The organism is Variovorax sp. SG517 (assembly GCF_013376045.1).
Taxonomy (GTDB): Bacteria; Pseudomonadota; Gammaproteobacteria; order Burkholderiales; family Burkholderiaceae_C; genus Variovorax.
This window is the reverse complement of record NZ_JABMJG010000003.1, coordinates 511,225-532,040: the sequence shown is the minus strand read 5'-3', so window position 1 is coordinate 532,040 and position 20,816 is coordinate 511,225. Positions and strand designations below refer to the sequence as shown.

Below are 20,816 nucleotides of genomic sequence, written 5' to 3'. Positions count from 1 at the left end.
CATGACGCAACAAGCCCTCACCCTCGTCAGCCACCTGCTGTGCCCGTACGTGCAGCGCGCCGCGATCGCCCTGCACGAGAAGAACGTGCCCTTCGAACGCGTGGTGATCGACCTGTCCAGCAAGCCGCAGTGGTTCCTCGACATCTCTCCGCTCGGCAAGGTGCCGCTGCTGAAGGTGCGCCGGCCTGACGGCGGCGAGGCCGTGCTGTTCGAAAGCAACGTTATCTGCGAGTATCTCGAAGAAACGCAGTCCGGCGCGCGCCTGCACCCTGAAGACCCGCTCACCCGCGCCGAGCACCGCGCATGGATGGAGTTCGGCTCGGCCATCCTCGGCGACCTCTGGGGCTACGAGACCACGCAGGACGCAGCCGTGTTCGAGCAGAAGCGGCAGGCGCTGCTGGCCAAGTTCCAGCGTGTGGAGGCGGCGCTGGGCGAAGGTCCCTACTTCGCGGGCGGCAGCTTCAGCCTCGTCGACGCGGTCTTCGCGCCGGTGTTCCGCTACTTCGAGGTGTTCGATGCGATCAGCGACTCGCTCATCTTCGATTCGCTGCCCAAGGTGGATGCATGGCGCAAGGCACTGGCCGCGCGCCCCAGCGTGCGCAACGCGGTGGTGCCCGAGTACCCGCAGCACCTGATGGAGTTCCTGAAGCGCCACCAGGCCCACCTGCTGACCCTGGCCGCTTGATCGCGGCGCCCGCAGGCTCACAATAGCGGGCTTCCCTCTCCACGACTACGAACAAGGCACCACGAGATGCGACTCCTCCACACCATGCTGCGCGTCGGCAACCTGCAGCGCTCCATCGACTTCTACACCAAGGTGCTCGGCATGAACCTGCTGCGCACTTCGGAGAACCCCGAGTACAAATACAGCCTCGCCTTCATCGGCTACGGCAACGGCAACCCCGACCAGGCCGAGATCGAGCTCACCTACAACTGGGGCACCGAGAGCTACGAGCTCGGCACCGCCTACGGCCACATCGCGCTCGGCGTGCCCGATGCCTACGCGGCCTGCGAGAAGATCAAGGCCGCCGGCGGCAACGTGACGCGCGAGGCCGGCCCGGTCAAGGGCGGCACCACCGTGATCGCCTTCGTCACCGACCCCGACGGCTACAAGATCGAACTCATCCAGCGCGACGAGAACGCCGCAGGCGGCGGCCTGCGCTGAGGGCCGCGCCGCCGACCCCGCCATGGCAGCCACGAAGAAACAGCCCGCGGCAACGCGCCATGTCGCGCTGCTGCGCGGCGTGAACGTCAACGGCATCACCATCAAGAGCGCCGAGCTGAAGGCGCTCTTCGTCGAACTGGGCTTCGGCGCGGTGCGCACGGTGCTCGCCAGCGGCAACGTGCTGTTCGACTCTGACGAGAGCGGCGCCGCGCTGCGCACCCGCATCGAGCAGGCGCTGCGCAAGCGCTTCGGCTACGACGCGTGGATCGTGCTGCTCACGCAGAAGACCTTGGCCGAGATCGCCACCGCCTACCCCTTCGAACGCATCGACGAGGAGCGCCATCCGTACATCGTGTTCGGCTCCGACAAGGCGATGCTCGACGAGATCATGGAAAAGGCCGGCGCGGTCGATGCCGCCACCGAGCAGTTGGAGCGCGGCAAGGGCGTTCTGTACTGGCAGTGCCCGCGCGGCGAGAGCCTCGATACGCCGGTGGCCAAGCTGCTCGGCAAGGCCCGCTACAAGTCGAGCACCACCACGCGCAACCTGCGCACGGTGGAGAAACTTCTCACCGACTGATTGATTCGTTGATCGATCAGCAGCCCAGCAGATCGGCCAGGTGGTCGATGTCGCGGGCGTGCAGGTTGTTGTCCGGCTGCGGCGACACGTCCTTCGGCCGGGCCTGGCCGAACTCGTGCGGGCGCTCGATGTAGGCCGTCTTCAGGCCGCAGGCGCGCGCGGCCGCGAGGTCGTCATGGTGCGCGGCGGCCAGCATCACCTGGCCGGGCGTCGCATCGAACACGCCCGCCACGCCAAGGTAGGTGCGCGGGTCGGGCTTGTAGGCCTTGAACACTTCGGCCGACAGGATGCAGTCCCAGGGCAGGCCCGCGCGCTTGGCCATCTCGGTGAGCAGGCCGATGTTGCCGTTCGACAGCGTGCAGATGGTGAACTTCTTCTTCAGCCGCGAGAGCCCGTCCACCGAATCGGGCCAGGCCGGCAGGCGGTGCCAGGCACGGCTCAGGTCGCGCTTGGCGCCGGCCTCGATGCTGTCGGCCAGGCTGAAGTCGTGCAGCACCTGGTCAAGCATGCTCAGGTGCAGTTCGTCGAGCAGCGTGAAGCCGCCCTCGCCCGCCGCGATGCGCTCCATCACCGCCTTCATGGCGGGCTGGTAGCCGGCGCGCCACGCGAGCGCGAAGGCCGCGCCGTCGATGCCCGGGAACACGCGCTCGACCTCGGCGGCGATGCCGCTGTGCCAGTCGACCACCGTGCCGAAGACGTCGAATGCGATGACCTTGAGATCGCTCGCGTCGAAATCCGCGCTGCTCATGGCGGCGGCGCTCAGCGCGACAGTTGGCTCGCGGCGCGTGCGAGCTGCTCGATGCGGGCCCAGTCGCCGTCGCGGATCGCGTCGGTCGGCACGATCCACGAGCCGCCCACGCAGGCCACGTTCGACAGCGCGAGGAACTCGGCCGCGTTGCCGGCATGGATGCCGCCGGTCGGGCAGAAGGTGACGTCGCCGAACGGGCCCTGCCATGCCTTGAGCATCGGCAGGCCGCCGGCCTGCAGCGCGGGGAAGAACTTCAGCTGCGTGTAGCCGTCTTCCTGCGCCGTCATGATCTCGCTGCCGGTGGCAACGCCGGGCAGAAGCGGCAGGCCGATGTCGTGGCAGGCCTTGCCGACGGAGCGCGTGTAACCCGGGCTCACGCCGAACTTCGCGCCGGCCAGCGCCGCGGCCTGCGCGTCGGCGGCGCTGCGGATGGTGCCAGCGCCGGCCACGGCCTCGGGCACGTCCTTGGCGATGGCCTCGATGCACTGCAGCGCCTGCGGCGTGCGCAGCGTGACCTCGAGCATGCGGATGCCGCCGGCCACGAGGGCGCGCGCGAGCGGGATGGCGTCCTTCACGTCGTTGAGCACGATCACCGGAATGACCGGGGCGTCGCGCATCACTTCGAGGGGGGTGAGTTTTTCAGTCATTTGCTGGCTCCAATCGGTTACGTATGCATCGCGCTCTGTGAGGACCGCCCCTGGTCACAGCCAGGTGCAGGCGCCCTCCTCGGCGGCCAGTGCATTGCGGCGCATGCCTGCGAACAGCTCGCGGCCGAGGCCGTGGCCGTCGGCGACGCGCTGCGCCTCGGACATGGTGGCGACCTCGCGGGCGGCCCATTCGTCCTCGGGCAGCAACACGGCGAGCGTACCCGCTACCGAATCGAGGCGAATCAGGTCGCCGTCGCGCACCTTGGCCAGCGGCCCGCCGGCGGCGGCCTCGGGCGAGACGTGGATCGCGGCCGGGATCTTGCCCGAGGCGCCGCTCATGCGGCCGTCGGTGACCAGCGCCACGCGGAATCCCTTGCCCTGCAGCACCGACAGCGGCGGCGTCAGCTTGTGCAGCTCGGGCATGCCGTTGGCCTGCGGGCCCTGCCAGCGCACCACGCAGACCACGTCGCGCTCCAGCTCGCCGGCAGTGAACGCCTTCTGCAGCGCGGCCTGCGAGTCGAACACGCGCGCGGGCGCCTCGATGACGTGGCGGTCGTCTGGCACCGACGACACCTTGATGACGCTGCGGCCCAGGTTGCCGCTCAGCAGCTTGAGGCCGCCGGTAGCGCTGAACGGATTGGCGACGGTACGGGTGACGGCATCGTTCTGCAGCGCGGCGCCCGGCGTCCATTGCAGGCGCTTCTGGTCCTGCTCGCCGGCTTGCTCCGTCAGCGACGGAATGTTCGCGAATTCGCGGATGCCGCCCGAACGCACCGTCAGCACGTCGGCGTGCATCAGGCCGGCATCGACCAGCTCGCCGATCACGAGGCCCGGACCGCCCGAGGCCTGGAACTCGTTCACGTCGGCGCTGCCGTTGGGGTACACGCGGGTCAGCAGCGGCACCACGTCGGAGAGTTTGGAGAAGTCGTCCCAGTCGATCAGGATGCCGGCGGCGCGCGCCACGGCCACCCAGTGGATCAGGTGGTTGGTGGAACCGCCCGTGGCGAGCAGCGCGACCATGGCGTTGACGATGCAGCGCTCGTCGACCATCTCGCCGATGGGCGGGCAGTCGAACGGAGCGTTGCCCGCCTTGCCAAGCACGGTGCGCACCGCCTCGCGCGTGAGCGTCTCGCGCATCGCGTCGCCGGGTTGGATGAACGCGGTGCCCGGCACGTGCAGGCCCATGGCCTCCAGCAGCATCTGATTGCTGTTGGCGGTGCCGTAGAAGGTGCAGGTGCCGACCGTGTGATAGGCGGCCATCTCGGCGTCGAGCAGGCCCTGGCGGCCGACGAGGCCCTGCGCCGCCTGCTCGCGCACCTTCGACTTGGCGCTGTTCGACAGGCCCGAGGGCATCGGGCCGGCCGGCACGAAAACCGTGGGCAGGTGACCGAAGTGCAGCGCACCGATCAGCAGACCCGGCACGATCTTGTCGCACACGCCGAGCATCAGCGCCGCGTCGAACATGTCGTGCGTGAGCGCGACGGCAGTGCTCATCGCGATGACGTCGCGGCTGAAGAGGCTCAGCTCCATGCCGGGCGTGCCCTGGGTCACGCCGTCGCACATGGCGGGCACGCCGCCGGCCACCTGGGCGGTGGCGCCGAGGCTGCGGGCCTCGTTCTTGATGATGTCGGGGTAGCCCTGGTACGGCGCGTGGGCCGAGAGCATGTCGTTGTAGGCGGTGACGATGCCGATGTTGGGCGCGCGCTCGGCGACCACGCGGAACTTGTCGTTGGCCGGAATGCCGGCCACGGCATGCGCGACGTTGGCGCAGCCCATGCGGTCGGAGCCGCGGTCGCGGTTGCGGATTTCGGCAAGGCGGGCGAGGTAGGCGCTGCGCAGCCCCTGGCTGCGCTCGCGGATGCGATCGGTGACGTCGCGGACGGTGGGGTTCGTGCTGCTGCTCATGGGGGTCGATGGCTCCTGCTGCATGTCGCCGGAGCGACTGTGGGCCTGGAAGGCCATGGTAACAAGCCAGGCGTGCGGGCCCGATGAAATCCGAGCGCAGGGCAATACGAATTTACCCGTTTGCATCCTGTGACGAAGCACACGCAAAAAAGCCCGGCGTGGCCGGGCTTCCTGGGGAATAGGCGCAAGGGGCTTTCAGTCGACCAGCTTGACCTCGACGCGACGCGCCTCGGCGTTGTTGCCCGAACCGGCCGTGACGGCGGGCTTCTGCAGATCGACCTTGGCGGCCGGCACGCCCAGGCCCACGAGCACGTCGCGCACCATCTCGGCGCGCTTCTTCGCGAGCTGCTCGTTGATGGCGGCGTCGCCGGTGGTGTCGTGGAAGCCCGAGATCACCGCCTTGCGGCCGCTCTCGACGCCCTTGATGACCGCGGCCAGCGCTTCGGCGGCGCCCGGCGCGAGGTCGGCGCTGCCGGTCGCGAAGTAGAAGTTCACCACGCCGTCGACCACGCGGATGCTCGCGCCGTCGGGGATGACCACGGTCACCGTCTCGGTGACCTCTGCCACCTTGGGCGCCGCGCCGGCGGGCGGCGCCGAAATCACCACCGCAGCCGCAGCGGGCTTGGCGACCGCCACGTTGGCCGCGTTGGTGTGGGCCTTGTGCCAGAGCACGATGCCGATCACGAAGAAGATCACCAGCGCGATCAGCGCCATGACGAATCCGAGGATGAAGTTCTGCTGGCTGTCGTCGTCGCTCATCGGGGGTCTTGCTCCGTAGGGAAGTGGCCGGTAAATAATGGTGCGGTGAACCATGATCAGGAAATTGTAGGTGCCGCTTCCGTCACGCCCGTGTCGGACCCTGCCCCGAACCCCGGTCCGCCGGGACTCGATCCCATGCCCAGGCCCCTGCGCGACCCGCAGCCCATGCTCGAGCGCGCCATCGCCGACTGGGGCGGGCACGAGGACCTCTGGCTCTTCGGCTACGGCTCGCTGATATGGCGGCCCGAATTCGGCTTCACCGAGCGCCGCCCGGCCTGGGTGCACGGCTGGCACCGCGCGCTGAAGATGTGGAGCCGCGTGAACCGCGGCAGCGTGCAGACGCCCGGCCTCGTGTTCGGGCTGCTGTCCGGCGGTAGCTGCCGCGGCATGGTGTTCCGCGTGCCGAAGGCCGACGGCCTCGAAACGCTGCGCCGGCTCTGGCTGCGCGAGATGCCCACCGGCGTGTACGACCCGAAATGGCTGCGCTGCGGCACCGCCCAGGGCGATGTGCGCGCGCTGGCCTTCACGCTCTCGCGGCGCAGCCCCAACTTCACGGGCGAACTCAGCGACGAGCGCTACCGCCACATCTTCGCCAATGCCGTGGGCCGCTACGGTAGCTCGCTCGACTACGCCCAGCAGACGCTGCTGGAGCTGCAGCGCCATTCGATCCACGATGCCGCGCTGGCGCGGCTGGTGGCGCTGGCCGAAGTGAAGCAGCAGCTCGCATCGGAGAATGCGGCTGATTGCGATGCGCCGCAGGCTCCGGTATATGTTCCGGGGTCGGCAGACAAGTCTTCATCCCAACCTTCCGGATCCAACAAGGAAAACACATGAACCAAAGTCGTCTCATCGCCACCGGCGGCGCCCTCCTCGCCTCGGCCCTCCTGGCCGCCTGCGGCAGCATGGGCGGCAAGCCGAGCACCGCCGTCGAGCTGGTGCCGACCGCCGCGATCACGCCCAACCCGACGCGCGGCACGGTGACCTTCACCGCCCTCGACCACGGCGTGCGCGTGGCAGGCGAAGTGCGCGGCCTGGTGCCGGGCAGCGAGCACGGCTTCCACATCCACGAAAAGGGCGACTGCGGCGACAACGGCAACGCCTCGGGCGGCCACTTCAACCCGACCGGCGGCACGCACGGCAAGTTCGGCGCGCCGGGCAGCCATGCGGGCGAACTGCCCAGCCTGCGGGCCGATTCCAGCGGCGTGGCGCGTTTCAGCCTCGAAGACCACTCGATCTCGCTCACCCCGGGTGCCGCCAACAGCGTGATCGGCCGTGCGCTGGTGGTGCACCGCGACCCCGACGACTTCACGACGCAGCCCGCGGGCAATTCGGGCCCGCGCATCGCCTGCTCGGTGATCGCGAAGCCCTGACGGCAGAAGACAGAGAAGAAAAGGAAGGCTAGGCGCCCTCGCGCGCCAGCCACAGCGCCTCGGCCTGCGCCAGCGCTTCGGGCGTGTCGATGTCGGTGACCACGCCCACGTCGTCCACCGCGAGGTCGGTGACCGAACCGGTGGCACGCATCGCTCGCAGGACCGACGCCGCGCCGGCCGCACCCTCCAGCGCCGCCAGCTGTGCGCCGCACACGGCGGCGAAGCCCACCGGGTGGCCCCGCTCCCCCCGATACTGCGGCTGAACGGCATTCACCGCGCCGCCCAGGGCGGCCGCCACGGCGTGCAGCGTCTGCGGCCGCACCAGCGGCAGATCGCCCGGCAGGATCAGCCAGCCCGCCGCGCCCGGCGTGGCGCGCACGGCGGCCGCTATCGAATCGCCCATGCCGGGGTGCCCGGCGTCTTCCACGTGCCAGGGCAAGCCGCTGGCGCGCACCGCGTCGAGCGTGCGCTCCAGCACCGGCCTGCCGGCCAGCAGCGCCCTGAGCTTGGAGCCGGTGCCGCCGGCCGCGATGAAGCGCTCTCCACGGCCCGAGGCCAGCACGATCACCACCGGGGAATTCGCCTTCTGCGTCGTCATGGGCCGAGTATGTGCGCAACAATCCCGGCATGACTTCCCCTCTTTCCAAAGACGCGCTGGCCGCGCTGCGCAAGAGCTACGAGCGCGCCGAGCTCGACGAGACCCGCAGCGCCGACGATCCGCTCAGGCAGTTCGAACGCTGGCTCACCGAGGCCGTCGAGGCGCAGGTGCCCGAGCCCAACGCGATGACGCTGTGCACCGTGGGCAGCGACCTGCGGCCATCGAGCCGCATCGTGCTCATCAAGGGCTACGACGCGCGCGGCATCGTCTGGTACACCAACTACGAGAGCCGCAAGGGCCGCGAGCTCGCGGGCAACCCGTATGCGTCGCTGCAGTTCCACTGGGTCGAGCTGGAGCGCGTGGTGCGCATCGAGGGCCGCGTGGAAAAGGCCGGCGCCGATGAAAGCGACGCCTATTACGCGAGCCGTCCGCTCGATTCGCGCATCGGCGCCTGGGCCAGCCCGCAGAGCGAAGTGATCAGCGGCCGCGAGGTGCTGGTGAAGAACGCCGCCGTGTTCGCAGCCAGGCATTTGCTCTCGCCGCCGCGCCCACCGCACTGGGGCGGCTACCGGCTCGTGCCCGACCGCTGGGAGTTCTGGCAGGGCCGCAAGAGCCGGCTGCACGACCGGCTGCGCTACAGGCTCGAGGGCGCGGATTGGGTGCGCGAGCGCCTGGCTCCGTGAAGCGGATCGTCGTCAAGCCTCGCAACCGACCACCTTGAATTCGACGCGCCGGTCCAGTGCGTCGCTCGCATCGTCGGCGCCCGTGCCGACGATATTCTCGCGGAACCCCATGCCCGATTCGCGCAGCTTCTTCGACAGCGGCGGGGCCTCGCCCACCAGTTTTGCTTTCACGCTGGTCGCGCGCTGCAGCGACAGCCGCTCGTTCACCGCTTCTGAACCGGTCCGGCTGGTGTGGCCCGTGACCACCACGCAAGAATCGATCTGCGCTGCCTGCCGCGCGATCTGGCGCAGCCACATCGGATAGGCGGCGCTGATCTTCGGATCGGAAAGAAAGTCGGTCGAGCCCGGCTTGAACAGGAACTTCACGCTCAGGTTGTTGGTTTCGAGCCCCAGCCGGGCGATGGTGCCGAATGTCTTCTCGGCATCGGCCGTGCGGCCCAGTTGCGACTGCGTGAGGTACAGCCCGCTGTAGATGCGCAGCTGCTGGCCGTCGGGCCGCTTCGACGCAGCTTCGTAGCGGCTCAGCGCCTCGCTCATGCGGCCGGCCTCGTAGGCGGCGGTGGCTTCCTGCAGCACGGTGGCAGTCGGCAGGCGTTCCAGGTACAGGGCGTCTGCGGCCTGGCCGGGCTGCGTTTCGGCGGTGCGGATGTAGCCCTCCACGCCGCGGTCCTTGCCGTTCACCGGACTGTCGCGGAAGAAGGCGGTGGGGCGGGTGTCGAGCGAGGCGTCGCTGATGCGCGTCACCGACTGCGCGATCACCACGCCGCTCTTGATCTCGGTGAGCGCGAGGTTCAGCCTGTAGGGCGCGCCCGAGGCGTCCTTGTCGCGCACCAGCGTGCCGTTGAGCACGTACTGCGCGTTGCCGATCTCCGTGGCGTTGAAGGGCGAGACGGTGAACTGCTTGAACTGCGCCTGCATGCGCTGGACGATGCGCTGCTCGGCCACGCGCGTCACCTCGGTCTGCTGGCCGCTCGCGCCCTCGAGCAGCGGGTCGATCACGATGCGGCGCTGCGTGAGCGTCGACTCCACCTTGGCCAGGAATGCCGGCAGCTTCTGCGTCTGCACCATCAGGTCGTCCACCGCCTGGTTCACAGCCTGGTCGAAGGGCATCGCGTTGCCGGTCGCGGGACGGTGCGCGCAGGCCGCGGCAAGCACGGCGGCGGCGCACAGCGCGAGCATGCGCAGCGCCAGGCGGGCTCGTTGGATGGTGGTCGTCATCAGCATTGGCTCCTCAATGTCTTCATGTCCTGGTCCGACAGCGGCTCGCCGACGGCGGCGCGCATGTTGATTTCGCTGCAGCGCTTCGACGGCGCGGGGCGCGGTGCCGCTGCGGCCTCCCTCTGCACCGGAGGGGGTGCCGACGGCGGCGGCGCGACCGGCTGCGGGCGTGCCCTGGCCGCCGGCTTCGGCTTCGACGGCATTTCCTCCGCCTTGTCCGCCTTATCCGCCTTCTCGGCCTTGCCGGCGCCGGACGATTCGGCCGGCTCGCGCGGCACGTTCGCCGACAGGCACGGCGTGCGGCATGGCTTGGCCTCGGCGGCATCCGCGGCCCGCACGGGACGGCCGTGCAGCGCGATCACCGTCGCGACCACCGCCATAGCAAGAAGGGCCGAAGAGCGCGCCGGGTGAATCATCAGCCGGCAAATGTAGGGGCCGGAAGGCCGCGCGGCATCTCGCCAAACGGCCACCCTGCCGAACGGCATAGGCGCGCCGCGTGAAAGCGCCAAGGTGCTAACGCGAAAGTGCGCGGCAGGCTATGGGGATGAGCGCGAAGGACTCAGCGCAGCCACTGCACGCACATCATCACGAGCGTGAGCGTGGCCAGCGCCAGCACCGTCGAGACGGCGACGCTGGCCGTCACCAGGTCTTCGGCCGTGCGATAGCGCTGCGAGAACAGGAACACGTTGGCGCCGATCGGCAGCGCCGCAGCCACCACCATCACCGTGAGCGGAATGCCGCGCACGCCCAGCAGCCAGCCGATGAGCGCCACCAGCAGCGGATGCAGCAAGTTCTTCACCAGCGCCTGCACCAGCGCGCCGCGCCAGTGCCGCCCGATGGGCGTGAGCGCGAGCGTGATGCCCACCATCACCAGCGCGATCGGCCCGAAGGCCTGGCCCAGCATCTGGATCGGCTTGTCGATGGCTTCGGGCATGACCAGCCCGGTCTGCGCGAAAAGCAGGCCCGCGATGATCGGCAAGGGCACCGGATGGATGATGGCGTTGCGCAGCGCGCGCATCACGGTGCGCGCCATCGAGGGACGCTTCTCACCGCCGGAGGCTCCGGCCTGCTCGCGCGCCACGGCCAGCTCCAGCACCACGGTGGCGCTGGTCAGCAGCACCAGCGAATGCAGCGAGATCAGCGTGAGCAGCACCACCATGCCCGCCTCGCCGTAGGCCAGGCCGATCAGCGCGATGCCGATCATCACGGTGTTGCTGTAGGTGTTGGCCAGCGCGATCACCGCGGCCGTGCGGTTGAATCCGCGCAGCGCCAGCGTGCCCGCGAACAGCAGGCCGGAGGCGATGAAGTACGCCGCCACCGGCTTGAGGCTCAGTTGCTCGACGTGCACCGTGCTCATTGCGCGGAACAGCAGCGCCGGCGCGAGCAGCAGGAAGATGAGGTGAGAAAGATCCTTCACCGCGCCGCCGCCGATCCAGCGCCGCTTGCCGGCCAGGTAGCCCACGGCGATCAGCACGACCACGGGGACGAGCGAGGAGATGACGAAGGAATTCACCCGGCGAGGATAGCCGAGGGGTCAGTCGCCTTGCTCCTTCCCCCTCTGGGGGAAGGTCGGGATGGGGGCAGGCGGCGCTCGAATGGCTGCGGCTTCATCGGACGCCGCTTGCCCCCACCCCTGCCCTCCCCCAGAGGGGGAGGGAGACAGGCACCGATCAGAACGTCACGCGCAGCCCGACCTTCATCGAGCGGCCCGGCAGCGGCGCGTTCGGATACACCGTCGTCGTCAGGATCGAAGTCGCGCTGTAGGCCAGCTTGTTGGTGATGTTGTCCATGCGCGCGTACCAGGTGAGGTTGGCGCGCTGCACCTTCATGCGGTAGGTGATGGCGGCGTTCCACAGCGTGTAGGCATCGGTCTCGCGCGCGCCCACCGAGGGCACGCGGCGTTGCGCCGCGTTGTAGTCGAAGCCGAAGCGCGCGCCCCAAGGGCCGTTGTTGTAGGCCAGCGTGGCCCCCAGGCGCAGCGGCGCGATGCGCGGCAGCGGCTCGCCGGTGTCGAGGTTCTTGGCGCGCACGATGTCGCCGCGCCACTCCAGGTCGAGCGTGCCCGCATCGCCCATGCGCGCGAAGCCGTCGGAGCCCAGCAGGCGCAGGTTGCCGTTGGCCTCGATGCCGGTGAAGCGCGCGCGCACGCCGCCGTAGACGTACTCGGCCAGCGTATCGGTGGCGCCGGGCTCGGCCACGTTGCCTTCCTCGTCGAGGCTGCGTCCCGTCGCCGTCAGGCCGATGTAGTTGCTGAAGCGCGTGACATAGGCATTCACGCGGGCCGTATTGGGGCCCGACTTCCATTGAGCGCCCAGGTCGAAGCCGGTGGACTTCTCCTTCTTCAGGTTCGGGTCGCCCACTTCCCAGGCGCCCGTTGCCACGTGGGGGCCGTTGGCCAGCAGCTCGTAGTCCTTGGGCGCGCGCTCGGTATAGGCGAGGTTCGAGGTCAGCTGCCACTGCGGCGCGAGATTCACCAGCGCACCGAATGCCGCGCTGTGCGGATTGAAGGTGCGCTCGCCGATGGCGAAGCGTGTCACCGTCGGATCGTCCGGATAGCCCAGCGAGCGGATGCGCACCTGCTCGCTGCGCGCGCCGAAGCTCAGGCGGCCCCACGACGTGCCGTATTCCTCGAACAGGAACAGAGCGTTGGTGCGCGTGCGGCTATGCGGCGCAAAGGCTTCCTCCCCATCGGCGGCGAAGCGGTTGGTCTCGCTGCTGAAGCCGACCAGGCCCTCGAAGTTGCCGATCTTCTGGTGGCGCGCCTCGATGCGCAGGTCATTGCTCATGTTCGAGAAGGTGGTGCCGGGCGTGCCGCCCTCGAACTCGGTGTGGCGGTAGTTCGTGTGGCTGAGCTTGGCGTGGATGCTGCTGATGAAGCCGCCCGGGCGCCATTCGCCTTCCAGCGCGTAGCGGTCGGACTTCATGTTGATGGTCACGTCGTCCTCGGCGACCGTGCCGTACTTGCTGCGGTAGCTGCTGACCGACGCGCCGATGTAGCCCTGGTCGAAGAACACCGTGCCGCCGAACGCGCCGCCGTTCGCCTCGTTGGCGGAGTTGCAGATCTTGCGCGCAGTCCAGGGCGAGCCGGGCTTGCTGCATTCGAGCGTGATCGGCACCGAGACATCCTTGGAGTCGCGGTTGAAGGCGTCGACGTGCACCGCGACGCGGTCGTTGCCGCCTTCGAGCACCACGCCGCCGTTCTTCTCCTTGTTGCCGGTGGAATAGCCCATGTCGGCGCGGCCGCCGAAGCCGTTGATCGGCTCCGTGGGAATGCGGTTGTCGATCACGTTGACCACGCCGCCCACGGCGCTGCCGCCGTATTGCAGCGCCGACGGGCCGCGCAGCACCTCGATGCGCTCGGTGACGAGCGAGTCGACGGGCACGGCATGGTCGTAGCTGAGCGACGAAGCATCGGGCGCGGCGCCGCCGTTCTGCAGGATGCGGATGCGGTCGCCGTCCTGGCCGCGAATGATCGGCCGGCTGGCGTTGGGGCCGAAGTAGCTGCTGCTCACGCCGGGCACGTTGTCCAGCGTCTGGCCGAGGGTCGATTCGGAGCGCAGCAGAAGCTTGTCGCCCGAGAGCGTGGTGGTCGGCGCGATCAGTTCGGAGGCGCCGAGCGGATTGCCTGTGACGGTGATCTCGCGCAGGCTCGCGGCGTCGGCGGGTTGGGGCTGGGCGGCCGGGGCGGCATCAGTTGCCTGCGCCTGGGCCATGCTTGCGAAGGAGGCAAGCGAAAGAACGGCAACGCCGATGGCGTTGCGACGGAAATTGGGGGTCATGAATGGACACTCGGTGAATCAAGAGACGACCGACCGCCACCGCGCGCGAAGCGGGTGCAGCAGCAATCGGGAACAGGGGATTCAGCGAGTGGAAGGCGGGCCGCGCGCGTCGAACAGCGCGACCCAGCGGGCGATGGCCTCGCCCTGCAGGAAAGCGAAGGTGGCCGACGGCAGCAGCATCGGCAGCACCACCAGCGGCACGCCGGGCGCGGCCGAGCCGTGGGAAAGCTGGTCGTACAGCCGGCACTCGGCATCGGTGTGATCGCCGAACAGGCCGGCCAGCTGGTGCCCGGCATGCTTGTGGGCGACCTGCAACGCCTGCTCCGCCGCGGCTGGCAGGCCCGGCACGTGCAGGGCACGGTGCATCAGCCCCAGCGTGCCCGCGAACCACAGCGCGACCGCCAGCGCGAACACGAGCGCGCGGGTCGAGCGGGTGCGGTGCTGGCGGATGGCGAGGTGCACGGAAAAGGGGGTTGGCCGGCCGGTCAGGCCTTCAGGCGCGAGGCGAAGGTCTTCTGGAACTTCTCGACCTTCGGGCCCACGACGAACGCGCAGTAGCCCTGGTTCGGGTTGTTCAGGAAGTAGTCCTGGTGGTAGGCCTCGGCCGCCGAGTAGTTGGAAAGCGGCGCCACCTCGGTGACCACGGGGGAGCGGTAGGTCTTGCTGGCCTCGATCTCGCGGATCACGTCTTCGGCCACCTGCTTCTGGGCATCGTCCGTGTAGTAGATGCCGCTGCGGTACTGGGTGCCGACGTCGTTGCCCTGGCGGTTGAGCGTGGTCGGGTCGTGCACGACGAAGAAGATCTCGAGGATCTCGCGCAGGCTGATCTGCGCCGGGTCGAATTCGAGCTTCACCACCTCGGCATGGCCGGTGCGGCCGGTGCAGACCTGCTCGTAGCTCGGATTGATGGTCTGGCCGTTGCAGTAGCCCGATTCGACGTCGAGCACGCCCTGGACGCGGTCGAAAACCGCCTCGGTGCACCAGAAGCAGCCCCCGCCCAGAACGATGGTTTCGGTGGGCGACGATGAAGTGGACATGGTGCTGCTCCGGCGGAGGTTGAAAAGGCGAACCCGATATTGTCGCGGCTTGACGTGACGGATGCCCGTCACTACATTACTAACCAACGAGTCATTAAGACATGCCTACGCCCCGCTCCTTCGTCGACAAGATCTGCCCGGTGCGCGCCAAGCGCGAGCGCCGGAAAGAGGCACGCCCCGGCGAACTGCTGGCGGCCGCGCTCGATCTGTTCGTGGAAAAGGGCTTTGCGGCGACACGCTCGGAAGAAGTGGCGGCGCGTGCCGGGGTTTCCAAGGGCACCCTCTTCCTCTACTTCCCGAGCAAGGAAGAGCTGTTCAAGGCCGTGGTCGTCGAAAACCTCGGCGGCCGTTTCACTGAGTGGAATGCCGAGTTCGAGGCCTTCGAGGGCACCACCGCCGACATGCTGCGCTACTGCATGACCGTATGGTGGGAACGCGTCGGCAAGACCCAGGCCTCGGGCCTGACCAAGCTCATGATGAGCGAGGGCGCCAATTTTCCCGCGCTCGCGGAGTTCTACCGCGAGCAGGTGGTCCGGCCCGGCCACGACCTGCTGCGGCGCATCTTCCAGCGCGGCATCGACAGCGGCGAGTTCGCGCCGATGGACGTCGACCACGCGATCTACTCGGTGGTCGCGCCCATGGTCTTTCTCATGCTCTGGAAGCATTCGGCCATGGTCTGCGTCGACGGCGCCGCGGCGCTCGACCCCGAAAAGTACCTGGCGACCCAGGCCGAAGTGGTGATCAACGGCCTCAGCGTGCGTCCCGGAAGGCCGACCGAACCGGGGGTGTCATCGGCGGCACCTAAAATTGAAGGTTTGTCCTGAGCCCACAAGGAAAGCCACGCCATGAACCCCACCCCCACCCTCGAGCGCTTGCGCTTCAACATGATCGAGCAGCAGATCCGTCCCTGGGACGTGCTCGACAACGACATCCTCGAGCTGCTGGCCCAGATCCACCGCGAGGACTACGTGCCCGACGCGCACCGCACCCTCTCGTTCTTCGACATGGAACTGCCGCTGCTCGACGGCTCCGTGCCCGGCGAGATCATGCTGTCGCCCAAGGTCGAGGCCCGCACGCTGCAGGACCTGCACATCCAGAAGCACGAGAGCGTGCTCGAGATCGGCACCGGCTCCGGCTTCATGGCCGCCCTGCTGGGCGCCCGCGCCGCCCAGGTGCTCTCGCTCGAAATCAACCCCGTGCTGGCCGCCCGCGCCGCCGAGACGCTGCGCCGCAACGGCGTGACCAACGTCGAAGTGCGCAATGCCGACGGCGCCGTGCCCCTGCCCAGCGGCCCCAGCTTCGACGTGATCGTGCTCAGCGGCTCCGTCGCGCGCATTCCACAGAACCTGCTGGGTTCGCTGAAGGTCGGCGGCCGCCTCTCGGCCATCGTGGGCGAAGAGCCGATGATGCGCGCGCACTTCGTCACCCGCACCAGCGAGAGCAAGTGGGACACCATCCAGCCCTGGGACACGGTGGCCCCGCGCCTGCTGAATTTCCCCGAGCCCTCGCGCTTCTCGTTCTGAGCAGACGGTTGACCGAAGCATGATCGACCAAGTCCGCCCCGCCGACCTCGCCGCCTGGTTCGCGCAGAACGCCGACGCAGCCCCCGTGCTGCTCGACGTGCGCGAGCCCTGGGAGCTGCAGACGGCGAGCGTCGCGCCCCAGGGCTTCACCCTGGTGGCGATTCCGATGAACGAGATTCCCGGGCGGCTGGCCGAGCTGAGCGACGGCCAACCCGAACTCAGGATTGCCTGCTTATGCCATCACGGCGCGCGCAGCCAGCGCGTGGCCGCCTTCCTGAACCAGAACGGCTTTGACCAGCTCGCCAACGTGGCGGGCGGCATCGACGCCTGGTCCTCGCACGACCCATCGGTCCCGCGCTACTGATTCTTTCCCCCAAGGACGTTCAATGCCCCCCAGGCCCCGGCTTTCGCCTCTTTCCGCAGCACTCGCAACCACCTTCGCAGTCCTGCTCGCATCGCCGGCCCTGACCCAGGCCCAGACACTGAACGAACTCTACGAATCCGCCCGCGGCTTCGACGCCACCTACCAGGGCGCACGAGCCCAGTACGACGCGAGCATCGCCCGCGCCGCGCAGGCCAAGGCCGGCATCCTGCCCGCCGTGGGGCTCACGGCCGGCGTGACGCGCAGCGACCTCGACATCGACACCCTCACGGGCGCCGGCCGGGGCACCTCGGCCTCGCGCGACTTCACCACGCAGAACGTCGGCATCAACGCCACGCAGCCGCTGTACCGGCCCGCCAACTGGGCCACCTACGAGCAGGGCAAGCGGCAGGCCGATATCGCTCAGGCAGTGCTCACCATTGCCGAGCAGGACCTGATCGTGCGCGTGAGCCAGGCCTACTTCGACGTGCTCGCGAGCCAGGACAGCCTGGCGCTCGTGCGCGCGCAGAAGGTCGCCGTGGCCGAGCAGCTGGCTTCGGCCAAGCGCAACTTCGAGGTAGGCACCTCCACCATCACCGATTCGCGCGAGGCCCAGGCCCGCTACGACCTGGTGATCGCGCAGGAGATCGCGGCGGAGAACGACCTGCAGGTGAAGAAGGTGGTGCTCGACCAACTGGTCGGCCGTCCCGGCAGCGTGCCGGTGCCGCTTGCCGTGCCCGTGGTGCTGCCGACGGCGACGCCCGCCGACATCAACGCCTGGGTCTCGCAGGCCGACGAGGCGCATCCCGCCATCCGGCAGGCCCGCCTGGGCCTGGACGTGGCCGGACTCGAGGTGGACAAGGCCAAGGCCGGCCACAAGCCCACGCTGGACGCCAACCTGGGCTACAACGTCACCCGCAACCCGACCGCCACCAGCACGAGCACCGTGGGCACGCGCGTCAACGCGGCCACGGTGGGCGTCACCTTCAACCTGCCGCTTTTCGCCGGCTTCGCCACCGAGAACCGCATCAAGGAAACGCTGGCGCTCGAAGACCAGTCGCGCAGCGTGCTCGACGGCACGCGCCGCAGCGTGGCGCAGGCCACGCGCGCGGCCTACCTCGGGCTCGTCTCGGGTGCGGGGCAGGTGAAGGCGCTCGAAGCGGCCGAGGCCTCCAGCCAGAGCGCGCTCGACGCCAACCGGCTCGGCTACCAGGTCGGCGTGCGCATCAACATCGACGTGCTGAACTCGCAGAGCCAGCTCTACCAGACCAAGCGCGACCTCGCGCAGGCGCGCTACAACGTGCTGCTGGGCAACCTGAAGCTACGCCAGGCCAACGGCACGCTGACCACCGACGACATGAACGCGATCAACGCGACGCTGGCGAGCAGCGGCAGCGTGCCGGCCGTGCCGCCGGCCATCGGCCCCGACCGCGGCACGACTTCGCCCGCGGTGCCCGTGGCGCCGCAGAGCATTCCCGTGGTTCCGCCGGTGCAGACGCCGCAGTTCAATCCCCCGGCGCCAACGATGCCGACGGCACCCGTGCCGCCGGTCATTTTGAATCCGCCGGTGCGCTGAGCCTTCCCCCCCAGAGGGGGAAGGAGCCGGAGGCAATTCAGTCCAGCGTGGGTTCCGCGCGCGGCGGTTGTTGCGGATCGTCGTCCAGCGGCGCATTCACCGTGTCCACCGGCTCGGCCGCCTGCGCAATCGCCAGCACGGCAGCCGCCGTGCGCTCGGCCGCTCCACGGTTCGAGGATGCAAAAGCCAGCGCAGCCTGCGCCATCGCGGCACGGCGCTCGGGGTTTTCGACCAGCTTCAGCGCGGCCGTCACGGCCTGCTCCATGCCCTCGACGCGCAGCGACGCGCCGGCAGCCAGCGAGAGCTGCGCCGCCTCCGCGAAATTGAAGGTCGACGGGCCCATCACCACCGGGCAGCCGCAGGCCGCCGGTTCGATCAGGTTCTGCCCGCCCAGCGGCTCGAAGCTGCCGCCAAGCAGCGCCACGTCGGCCAGGCCGTAGTACAGCGCCATCTCGCCCAGCGAGTCGCCCAGCCAGATCTCGGCCTCGGCCGGCTGGCCGGCGGCGCTGCGGCGCGCCACCGCGAAGCCTTCGGCCTCGATCAGCGCCGCGACCTCGTCGAAGCGCTGCGGATGGCGCGGCACGATCATCCATTGCACGTCGTGCACGCGCTTGGAAATCGAGCGGATCGCGCCCTGCTCCGGCGGCACCGGCGACGTCGCGCCGAAGCGCTTGAGCACTTCGAGCAGCATGCGCTCCTCGCCGTCGCGCGAGCTTGCGAGCACCACCATCGGCTTGGGCAGGCGCTCGCGCAGCGAGGCGGCCGTGGCGAGCTGGCGCGCGTCGGGCGTGGCGTCGAACTTCAGGTTGCCGTAGATGCCGGCCACCTTGGCGCCCAGCGACACCAGCCGGTGCGCATCGGCTTCGGTCTGCGCCCACACGGCCGTGAGAGACGAATATGCGGGCCGCGCCAGCCATGCGAGGCGCTCGGCCGCCGCCAGCGACTTCTCGTTGAGACGCGCGTTGGCCAGCACCAGCGGAATGCGGCGCTCGGCGCAGGCGGCCGTCATCTCGGGCCAGACCTCGGTTTCCATCAGCACGCCGATGCGCGGCTGGAAGCGGTCGAGGAAGCGGCGCACTGCGCCCGGCGTGTCCCAGGGCTGCCAGACCTGCGTATCGCCAGGCTCAAGCAGCTTGGCGCCCTCCTCTCGGCCGGTGGCCGTGCCGTGCGTGAGCAGGATCGGCACGCCCGGATACTGGCGCCGCAGCTCGGCAATCAGGATCGCGGCCGCGCGCGTCTCGCCGAGCGAGACCGCATGCACCCAGCACTGGGCCTGGCCGGTGGTGGCTTCGTCGTAGTAGCCGAAGCGCTCCTCCACGGCCACGCCATAGCCCGGCTCGGCCTCCGCGCGGCGCCGCAGCTTGCGGCGCACCAGCGGTTGCACGACGGTGGTGAAGGCGCCGTAGAGGCGCAGCAGCAGGGAACGCACGGGCTCGGCTGTTCAGTGGGCGGCTTCGCCCACCTTGGCGTCGGGCTTGGCGGTTTTCAGAAGCGCCAGCATCTCGGCCTCGATGCGCTTGAGCGCGGCATCGGTCTGGCCTTCGAAGCGCAGCACCAGCACGGGCGTGGTGTTCGAAGCGCGGATCAGCCCGAAACCATCGGGCCAGTCGACGCGCAGGCCGTCGATGGTCGAGACCTTGGCGGGGGCCGCGAAATTCGCGCTCTTCACCAGCTTGTCGACCACGGCGTGCGGTTCGCCCTCGGCGCAGGCCACGTTCAGCTCGGGGGTCGAGAAGCTCGTGGGCAGCGCATTGAGAACGGCGTTCGCGTCCGGGCTCTTGCTCAGGATCTCGAGCAGCCGGCAGCCCGCGTAGGTGCCGTCGTCGAAGCCGAACCAGCGCTCCTTGAAGAAGATGTGGCCGCTCATCTCGCCGCCCAGGGGCGAGTCGATTTCCTTCATCTTGGCCTTGATGAGCGAGTGGCCGGTCTTGAAGATCATCGGCTTGCCGCCCGCCGCCTCGATGGCCGGCGCCAGGCGCTGCGAGCACTTCACGTCGTAGACGATGGTGCCGCCGGGCACGCGCGAGAGCACGTCCTGCGCGAACAGCTGCATCTGGCGGTCGGGGAAGATGTTCTGGCCGTCCTTGGTGACGATGCCCAGGCGGTCGCCGTCGCCGTCGAAGGCCAGGCCCAGTTCGGCGTCGCCGGTGGCGAGCGCCGCGATCAGGTCCTTCAGGTTCTCGGGCTTGCTGGGGTCGGGATGGTGGTTGGGGAAGTTGCCGTCGACCTCGCTGTAGAGCTCGGTCACCTCGCAGCCCAGGGCGCGGAAGATGGCCGGGGCCGAGGCGCCGGCGATGCCGTTGCCCGAGTCGACCACGATCTTCATCGGCCGCGCCAGCTTGATGTCGCCCGCGATGCGCTCGATGTAGGCCTGGGTCACGTCGACCTTGCGCACGCTGCCGCCCGGGGCGAGTTGGGCGGAGCCGGCTTCCATGGTCCTGCGCAGGCCCTGGATCTCGTCGCCGTAGATCGCGCGGCCGGCCAGCACCATCTTGAAGCCGTTGTAGTCCTTGGGGTTGTGGCTGCCGGTGACCTGGATGCCGCTCGTGCACAGCGTGTGGGCCGCAAAGTACAGCATCGGGGTGGTCACGGCGCCGACGTCGATCACTTCGATGCCGGTGGCCACCAGGCCCTTGATCAGCGCCTGGGCCAGCGAGGGGCCCGAAAGGCGGCCGTCGCGTCCCACTGCCACCGACTTCTCGCCAGCCGCGCGGGCGGCGCTGCCGAAGGCCCTGCCGAGCGCTTCCGCCACCTCCTCATCGAGAGTGGCCGGCACGATGCCGCGAATGTCATAGGCCTTGAAGATCGACGCGCTGAGCTGCATGAAAGGCGGTTCCCTGCTATGGATTTGTAAACGGGGCATTGTAGGC

General features: G+C 69.1%; 23 protein-coding genes. 10 read left to right on the top strand and 13 right to left on the bottom strand.

Annotated features, from left to right (window positions below; genetic code table 11):
• Position 1: 1 nt before the first annotated feature.
• From FHT32_RS11765 to FHT32_RS11755, 3 genes are all read left to right on the top strand, one after another.
• Positions 2–685 carry a glutathione S-transferase family protein gene (locus FHT32_RS11765; protein WP_176664798.1) on the top strand — a complete coding sequence of 228 codons (684 nt, stop codon included), beginning with the start codon at positions 2–4 and terminating at the stop codon, positions 683–685.
• A 66-nt stretch (positions 686–751) separates the two neighbouring features.
• Positions 752–1,165 (top strand): lactoylglutathione lyase, encoded by a 414-nt coding sequence (gene gloA / locus FHT32_RS11760; RefSeq protein ID WP_019654873.1) that lies wholly within the window; start codon positions 752–754, stop codon positions 1,163–1,165.
• A gap of 22 nt (positions 1,166–1,187) precedes the next feature.
• Positions 1,188–1,742: a DUF1697 domain-containing protein gene (locus FHT32_RS11755; RefSeq protein WP_176664797.1), complete on the top strand. Its 555-nt coding sequence runs from the start codon at positions 1,188–1,190 to the stop codon at positions 1,740–1,742.
• 16 nt (positions 1,743–1,758) lie between these two features.
• On the opposite strand, the gene FHT32_RS11750 is transcribed toward FHT32_RS11755, so the two are convergent.
• The 4 genes from FHT32_RS11750 to FHT32_RS11735 form a co-directional block, all read right to left on the bottom strand.
• Positions 1,759–2,490 (bottom strand): haloacid dehalogenase type II, encoded by a 732-nt coding sequence (locus tag FHT32_RS11750; protein ID WP_176664796.1) that lies wholly within the window; start codon positions 2,488–2,490, stop codon positions 1,759–1,761.
• Between the two features lie 11 nt (positions 2,491–2,501).
• Positions 2,502–3,137 carry a bifunctional 4-hydroxy-2-oxoglutarate aldolase/2-dehydro-3-deoxy-phosphogluconate aldolase gene (gene eda, locus FHT32_RS11745; RefSeq protein ID WP_176664795.1) on the bottom strand — a complete coding sequence of 212 codons (636 nt, stop codon included), beginning with the start codon at positions 3,135–3,137 and terminating at the stop codon, positions 2,502–2,504.
• Between the two features lie 54 nt (positions 3,138–3,191).
• Positions 3,192–5,042 carry a phosphogluconate dehydratase gene (gene edd, locus FHT32_RS11740; protein WP_176664794.1) on the bottom strand — a complete coding sequence of 617 codons (1,851 nt, stop codon included), beginning with the start codon at positions 5,040–5,042 and terminating at the stop codon, positions 3,192–3,194.
• 195 nt (positions 5,043–5,237) lie between these two features.
• On the bottom strand, positions 5,238–5,801 hold the full coding sequence (locus FHT32_RS11735) for an OmpA family protein (protein WP_176664793.1): 564 nt from the start codon (positions 5,799–5,801) through the stop codon (positions 5,238–5,240).
• Between the two features lie 135 nt (positions 5,802–5,936).
• Between FHT32_RS11735 and FHT32_RS11730 the strand changes: the two genes are divergently transcribed.
• Together FHT32_RS11730 and FHT32_RS11725 are read left to right on the top strand one after the other, a co-directional pair.
• Positions 5,937–6,635 (top strand): gamma-glutamylcyclotransferase, encoded by a 699-nt coding sequence (locus FHT32_RS11730; RefSeq protein ID WP_176664792.1) that lies wholly within the window; start codon positions 5,937–5,939, stop codon positions 6,633–6,635.
• Positions 6,632–7,171: a superoxide dismutase family protein gene (locus FHT32_RS11725; protein ID WP_176664791.1), complete on the top strand. Its 540-nt coding sequence runs from the start codon at positions 6,632–6,634 to the stop codon at positions 7,169–7,171. The genes FHT32_RS11730 and FHT32_RS11725 overlap by 4 nt, the downstream gene beginning before the upstream one ends.
• A gap of 28 nt (positions 7,172–7,199) precedes the next feature.
• Here the strand turns inward: FHT32_RS11725 and FHT32_RS11720 are convergent, their stop codons facing one another.
• On the bottom strand, positions 7,200–7,769 hold the full coding sequence (locus FHT32_RS11720; RefSeq protein ID WP_176664790.1) for an NTP transferase domain-containing protein: 570 nt from the start codon (positions 7,767–7,769) through the stop codon (positions 7,200–7,202).
• 29 nt (positions 7,770–7,798) lie between these two features.
• Between FHT32_RS11720 and pdxH the strand changes: the two genes are divergently transcribed.
• On the top strand, positions 7,799–8,452 hold the full coding sequence (gene pdxH / locus FHT32_RS11715; RefSeq protein ID WP_176664789.1) for a pyridoxamine 5'-phosphate oxidase: 654 nt from the start codon (positions 7,799–7,801) through the stop codon (positions 8,450–8,452).
• Positions 8,453–8,464: 12 nt separating this feature from the next.
• On the opposite strand, the gene FHT32_RS11710 is transcribed toward pdxH, so the two are convergent.
• The 6 genes from FHT32_RS11710 to msrA all read right to left on the bottom strand — a co-directional run bounded on the left by FHT32_RS11710 (position 8,465) and on the right by msrA (position 14,486).
• Positions 8,465–9,676 carry an OmpA family protein gene (locus FHT32_RS11710; protein ID WP_176664788.1) on the bottom strand — a complete coding sequence of 404 codons (1,212 nt, stop codon included), beginning with the start codon at positions 9,674–9,676 and terminating at the stop codon, positions 8,465–8,467.
• On the bottom strand, positions 9,670–10,050 hold the full coding sequence (locus FHT32_RS11705; protein WP_176664787.1) for a hypothetical protein: 381 nt from the start codon (positions 10,048–10,050) through the stop codon (positions 9,670–9,672). The genes FHT32_RS11710 and FHT32_RS11705 overlap by 7 nt, the downstream gene beginning before the upstream one ends.
• A gap of 179 nt (positions 10,051–10,229) precedes the next feature.
• The gene (locus FHT32_RS11700; RefSeq protein WP_176664786.1) at positions 10,230–11,183 is read right to left on the bottom strand and encodes an AEC family transporter; all 954 of its coding nucleotides are present in this window, start codon (positions 11,181–11,183) and stop codon (positions 10,230–10,232) included.
• A 157-nt stretch (positions 11,184–11,340) separates the two neighbouring features.
• Positions 11,341–13,449 carry a TonB-dependent receptor gene (locus tag FHT32_RS11695; RefSeq protein ID WP_176664785.1) on the bottom strand — a complete coding sequence of 703 codons (2,109 nt, stop codon included), beginning with the start codon at positions 13,447–13,449 and terminating at the stop codon, positions 11,341–11,343.
• Positions 13,450–13,530: 81 nt separating this feature from the next.
• The gene (locus FHT32_RS11690; RefSeq protein ID WP_176664784.1) at positions 13,531–13,911 is read right to left on the bottom strand and encodes a hypothetical protein; all 381 of its coding nucleotides are present in this window, start codon (positions 13,909–13,911) and stop codon (positions 13,531–13,533) included.
• Between the two features lie 23 nt (positions 13,912–13,934).
• A complete protein-coding gene (gene msrA / locus FHT32_RS11685; protein WP_176664783.1) occupies positions 13,935–14,486 on the bottom strand; it encodes a peptide-methionine (S)-S-oxide reductase MsrA in 552 nt (183 codons plus the stop codon).
• 101 nt (positions 14,487–14,587) lie between these two features.
• On the opposite strand from msrA, the gene FHT32_RS11680 reads away from it, so the two are divergent.
• From FHT32_RS11680 to FHT32_RS11665, 4 genes are read left to right on the top strand one after another with little or no spacing between them, the layout of a single operon-like run.
• The gene (locus FHT32_RS11680; protein ID WP_176664782.1) at positions 14,588–15,310 is read left to right on the top strand and encodes a TetR/AcrR family transcriptional regulator; all 723 of its coding nucleotides are present in this window, start codon (positions 14,588–14,590) and stop codon (positions 15,308–15,310) included.
• Positions 15,311–15,331: 21 nt separating this feature from the next.
• Entirely contained in the window at positions 15,332–16,009 is a 678-nt protein-coding gene (locus FHT32_RS11675) for a protein-L-isoaspartate O-methyltransferase (protein ID WP_176664781.1), read from the top strand.
• A gap of 19 nt (positions 16,010–16,028) precedes the next feature.
• Positions 16,029–16,373 carry a rhodanese-like domain-containing protein gene (locus FHT32_RS11670; protein ID WP_176664780.1) on the top strand — a complete coding sequence of 115 codons (345 nt, stop codon included), beginning with the start codon at positions 16,029–16,031 and terminating at the stop codon, positions 16,371–16,373.
• A gap of 22 nt (positions 16,374–16,395) precedes the next feature.
• On the top strand, positions 16,396–17,946 hold the full coding sequence (locus FHT32_RS11665; protein ID WP_176664779.1) for a TolC family outer membrane protein: 1,551 nt from the start codon (positions 16,396–16,398) through the stop codon (positions 17,944–17,946).
• A 37-nt stretch (positions 17,947–17,983) separates the two neighbouring features.
• Here FHT32_RS11665 and FHT32_RS11660 read toward each other — a convergent pair whose 3' ends face one another.
• Both FHT32_RS11660 and FHT32_RS11655 read right to left on the bottom strand, forming a co-directional pair.
• Positions 17,984–19,375, bottom strand: a complete 1,392-nt coding sequence (locus FHT32_RS11660; protein ID WP_176664778.1) for a 3-deoxy-D-manno-octulosonic acid transferase — start codon at positions 19,373–19,375, stop codon at positions 17,984–17,986.
• A 12-nt stretch (positions 19,376–19,387) separates the two neighbouring features.
• A complete protein-coding gene (locus tag FHT32_RS11655; RefSeq protein WP_176664777.1) occupies positions 19,388–20,770 on the bottom strand; it encodes a phosphomannomutase/phosphoglucomutase in 1,383 nt (460 codons plus the stop codon).
• Positions 20,771–20,816 lie beyond the last annotated feature (46 nt).

What these genes read in the sequence shown, in the direction of transcription:
- FHT32_RS11730 (WP_176664792.1), top strand. Translation starts at nt 5,937, where the DNA reads ATGCCCAGGCCCCTGCGCGACCCGCAGCCCATGCTCGAGCGCGCCATC.
- pdxH (WP_176664789.1), top strand. Translation starts at nt 7,799, where the DNA reads ATGACTTCCCCTCTTTCCAAAGACGCGCTGGCCGCGCTGCGCAAGAGC.
- msrA (WP_176664783.1), bottom strand. Translation starts at nt 14,486, where the DNA reads ATGTCCACTTCATCGTCGCCCACCGAAACCATCGTTCTGGGCGGGGGC.
- FHT32_RS11710 (WP_176664788.1), bottom strand. Translation starts at nt 9,676, where the DNA reads ATGCTGATGACGACCACCATCCAACGAGCCCGCCTGGCGCTGCGCATG.
- FHT32_RS11670 (WP_176664780.1), top strand. Translation starts at nt 16,029, where the DNA reads ATGATCGACCAAGTCCGCCCCGCCGACCTCGCCGCCTGGTTCGCGCAG.
- FHT32_RS11755 (WP_176664797.1), top strand. Translation starts at nt 1,188, where the DNA reads ATGGCAGCCACGAAGAAACAGCCCGCGGCAACGCGCCATGTCGCGCTG.
- FHT32_RS11735 (WP_176664793.1), bottom strand. Translation starts at nt 5,801, where the DNA reads ATGAGCGACGACGACAGCCAGCAGAACTTCATCCTCGGATTCGTCATG.
- FHT32_RS11720 (WP_176664790.1), bottom strand. Translation starts at nt 7,769, where the DNA reads ATGACGACGCAGAAGGCGAATTCCCCGGTGGTGATCGTGCTGGCCTCG.
- gloA (WP_019654873.1), top strand. Translation starts at nt 752, where the DNA reads ATGCGACTCCTCCACACCATGCTGCGCGTCGGCAACCTGCAGCGCTCC.
- FHT32_RS11655 (WP_176664777.1), bottom strand. Translation starts at nt 20,770, where the DNA reads ATGCAGCTCAGCGCGTCGATCTTCAAGGCCTATGACATTCGCGGCATC.
- eda (WP_176664795.1), bottom strand. Translation starts at nt 3,137, where the DNA reads ATGACTGAAAAACTCACCCCCCTCGAAGTGATGCGCGACGCCCCGGTC.
- FHT32_RS11750 (WP_176664796.1), bottom strand. Translation starts at nt 2,490, where the DNA reads ATGAGCAGCGCGGATTTCGACGCGAGCGATCTCAAGGTCATCGCATTC.
- FHT32_RS11765 (WP_176664798.1), top strand. Translation starts at nt 2, where the DNA reads ATGACGCAACAAGCCCTCACCCTCGTCAGCCACCTGCTGTGCCCGTAC.
- FHT32_RS11725 (WP_176664791.1), top strand. Translation starts at nt 6,632, where the DNA reads ATGAACCAAAGTCGTCTCATCGCCACCGGCGGCGCCCTCCTCGCCTCG.
- FHT32_RS11675 (WP_176664781.1), top strand. Translation starts at nt 15,332, where the DNA reads ATGAACCCCACCCCCACCCTCGAGCGCTTGCGCTTCAACATGATCGAG.
- FHT32_RS11705 (WP_176664787.1), bottom strand. Translation starts at nt 10,050, where the DNA reads ATGGCGGTGGTCGCGACGGTGATCGCGCTGCACGGCCGTCCCGTGCGG.
- edd (WP_176664794.1), bottom strand. Translation starts at nt 5,042, where the DNA reads ATGAGCAGCAGCACGAACCCCACCGTCCGCGACGTCACCGATCGCATC.
- FHT32_RS11665 (WP_176664779.1), top strand. Translation starts at nt 16,396, where the DNA reads ATGCCCCCCAGGCCCCGGCTTTCGCCTCTTTCCGCAGCACTCGCAACC.
- FHT32_RS11695 (WP_176664785.1), bottom strand. Translation starts at nt 13,449, where the DNA reads ATGACCCCCAATTTCCGTCGCAACGCCATCGGCGTTGCCGTTCTTTCG.
- FHT32_RS11680 (WP_176664782.1), top strand. Translation starts at nt 14,588, where the DNA reads ATGCCTACGCCCCGCTCCTTCGTCGACAAGATCTGCCCGGTGCGCGCC.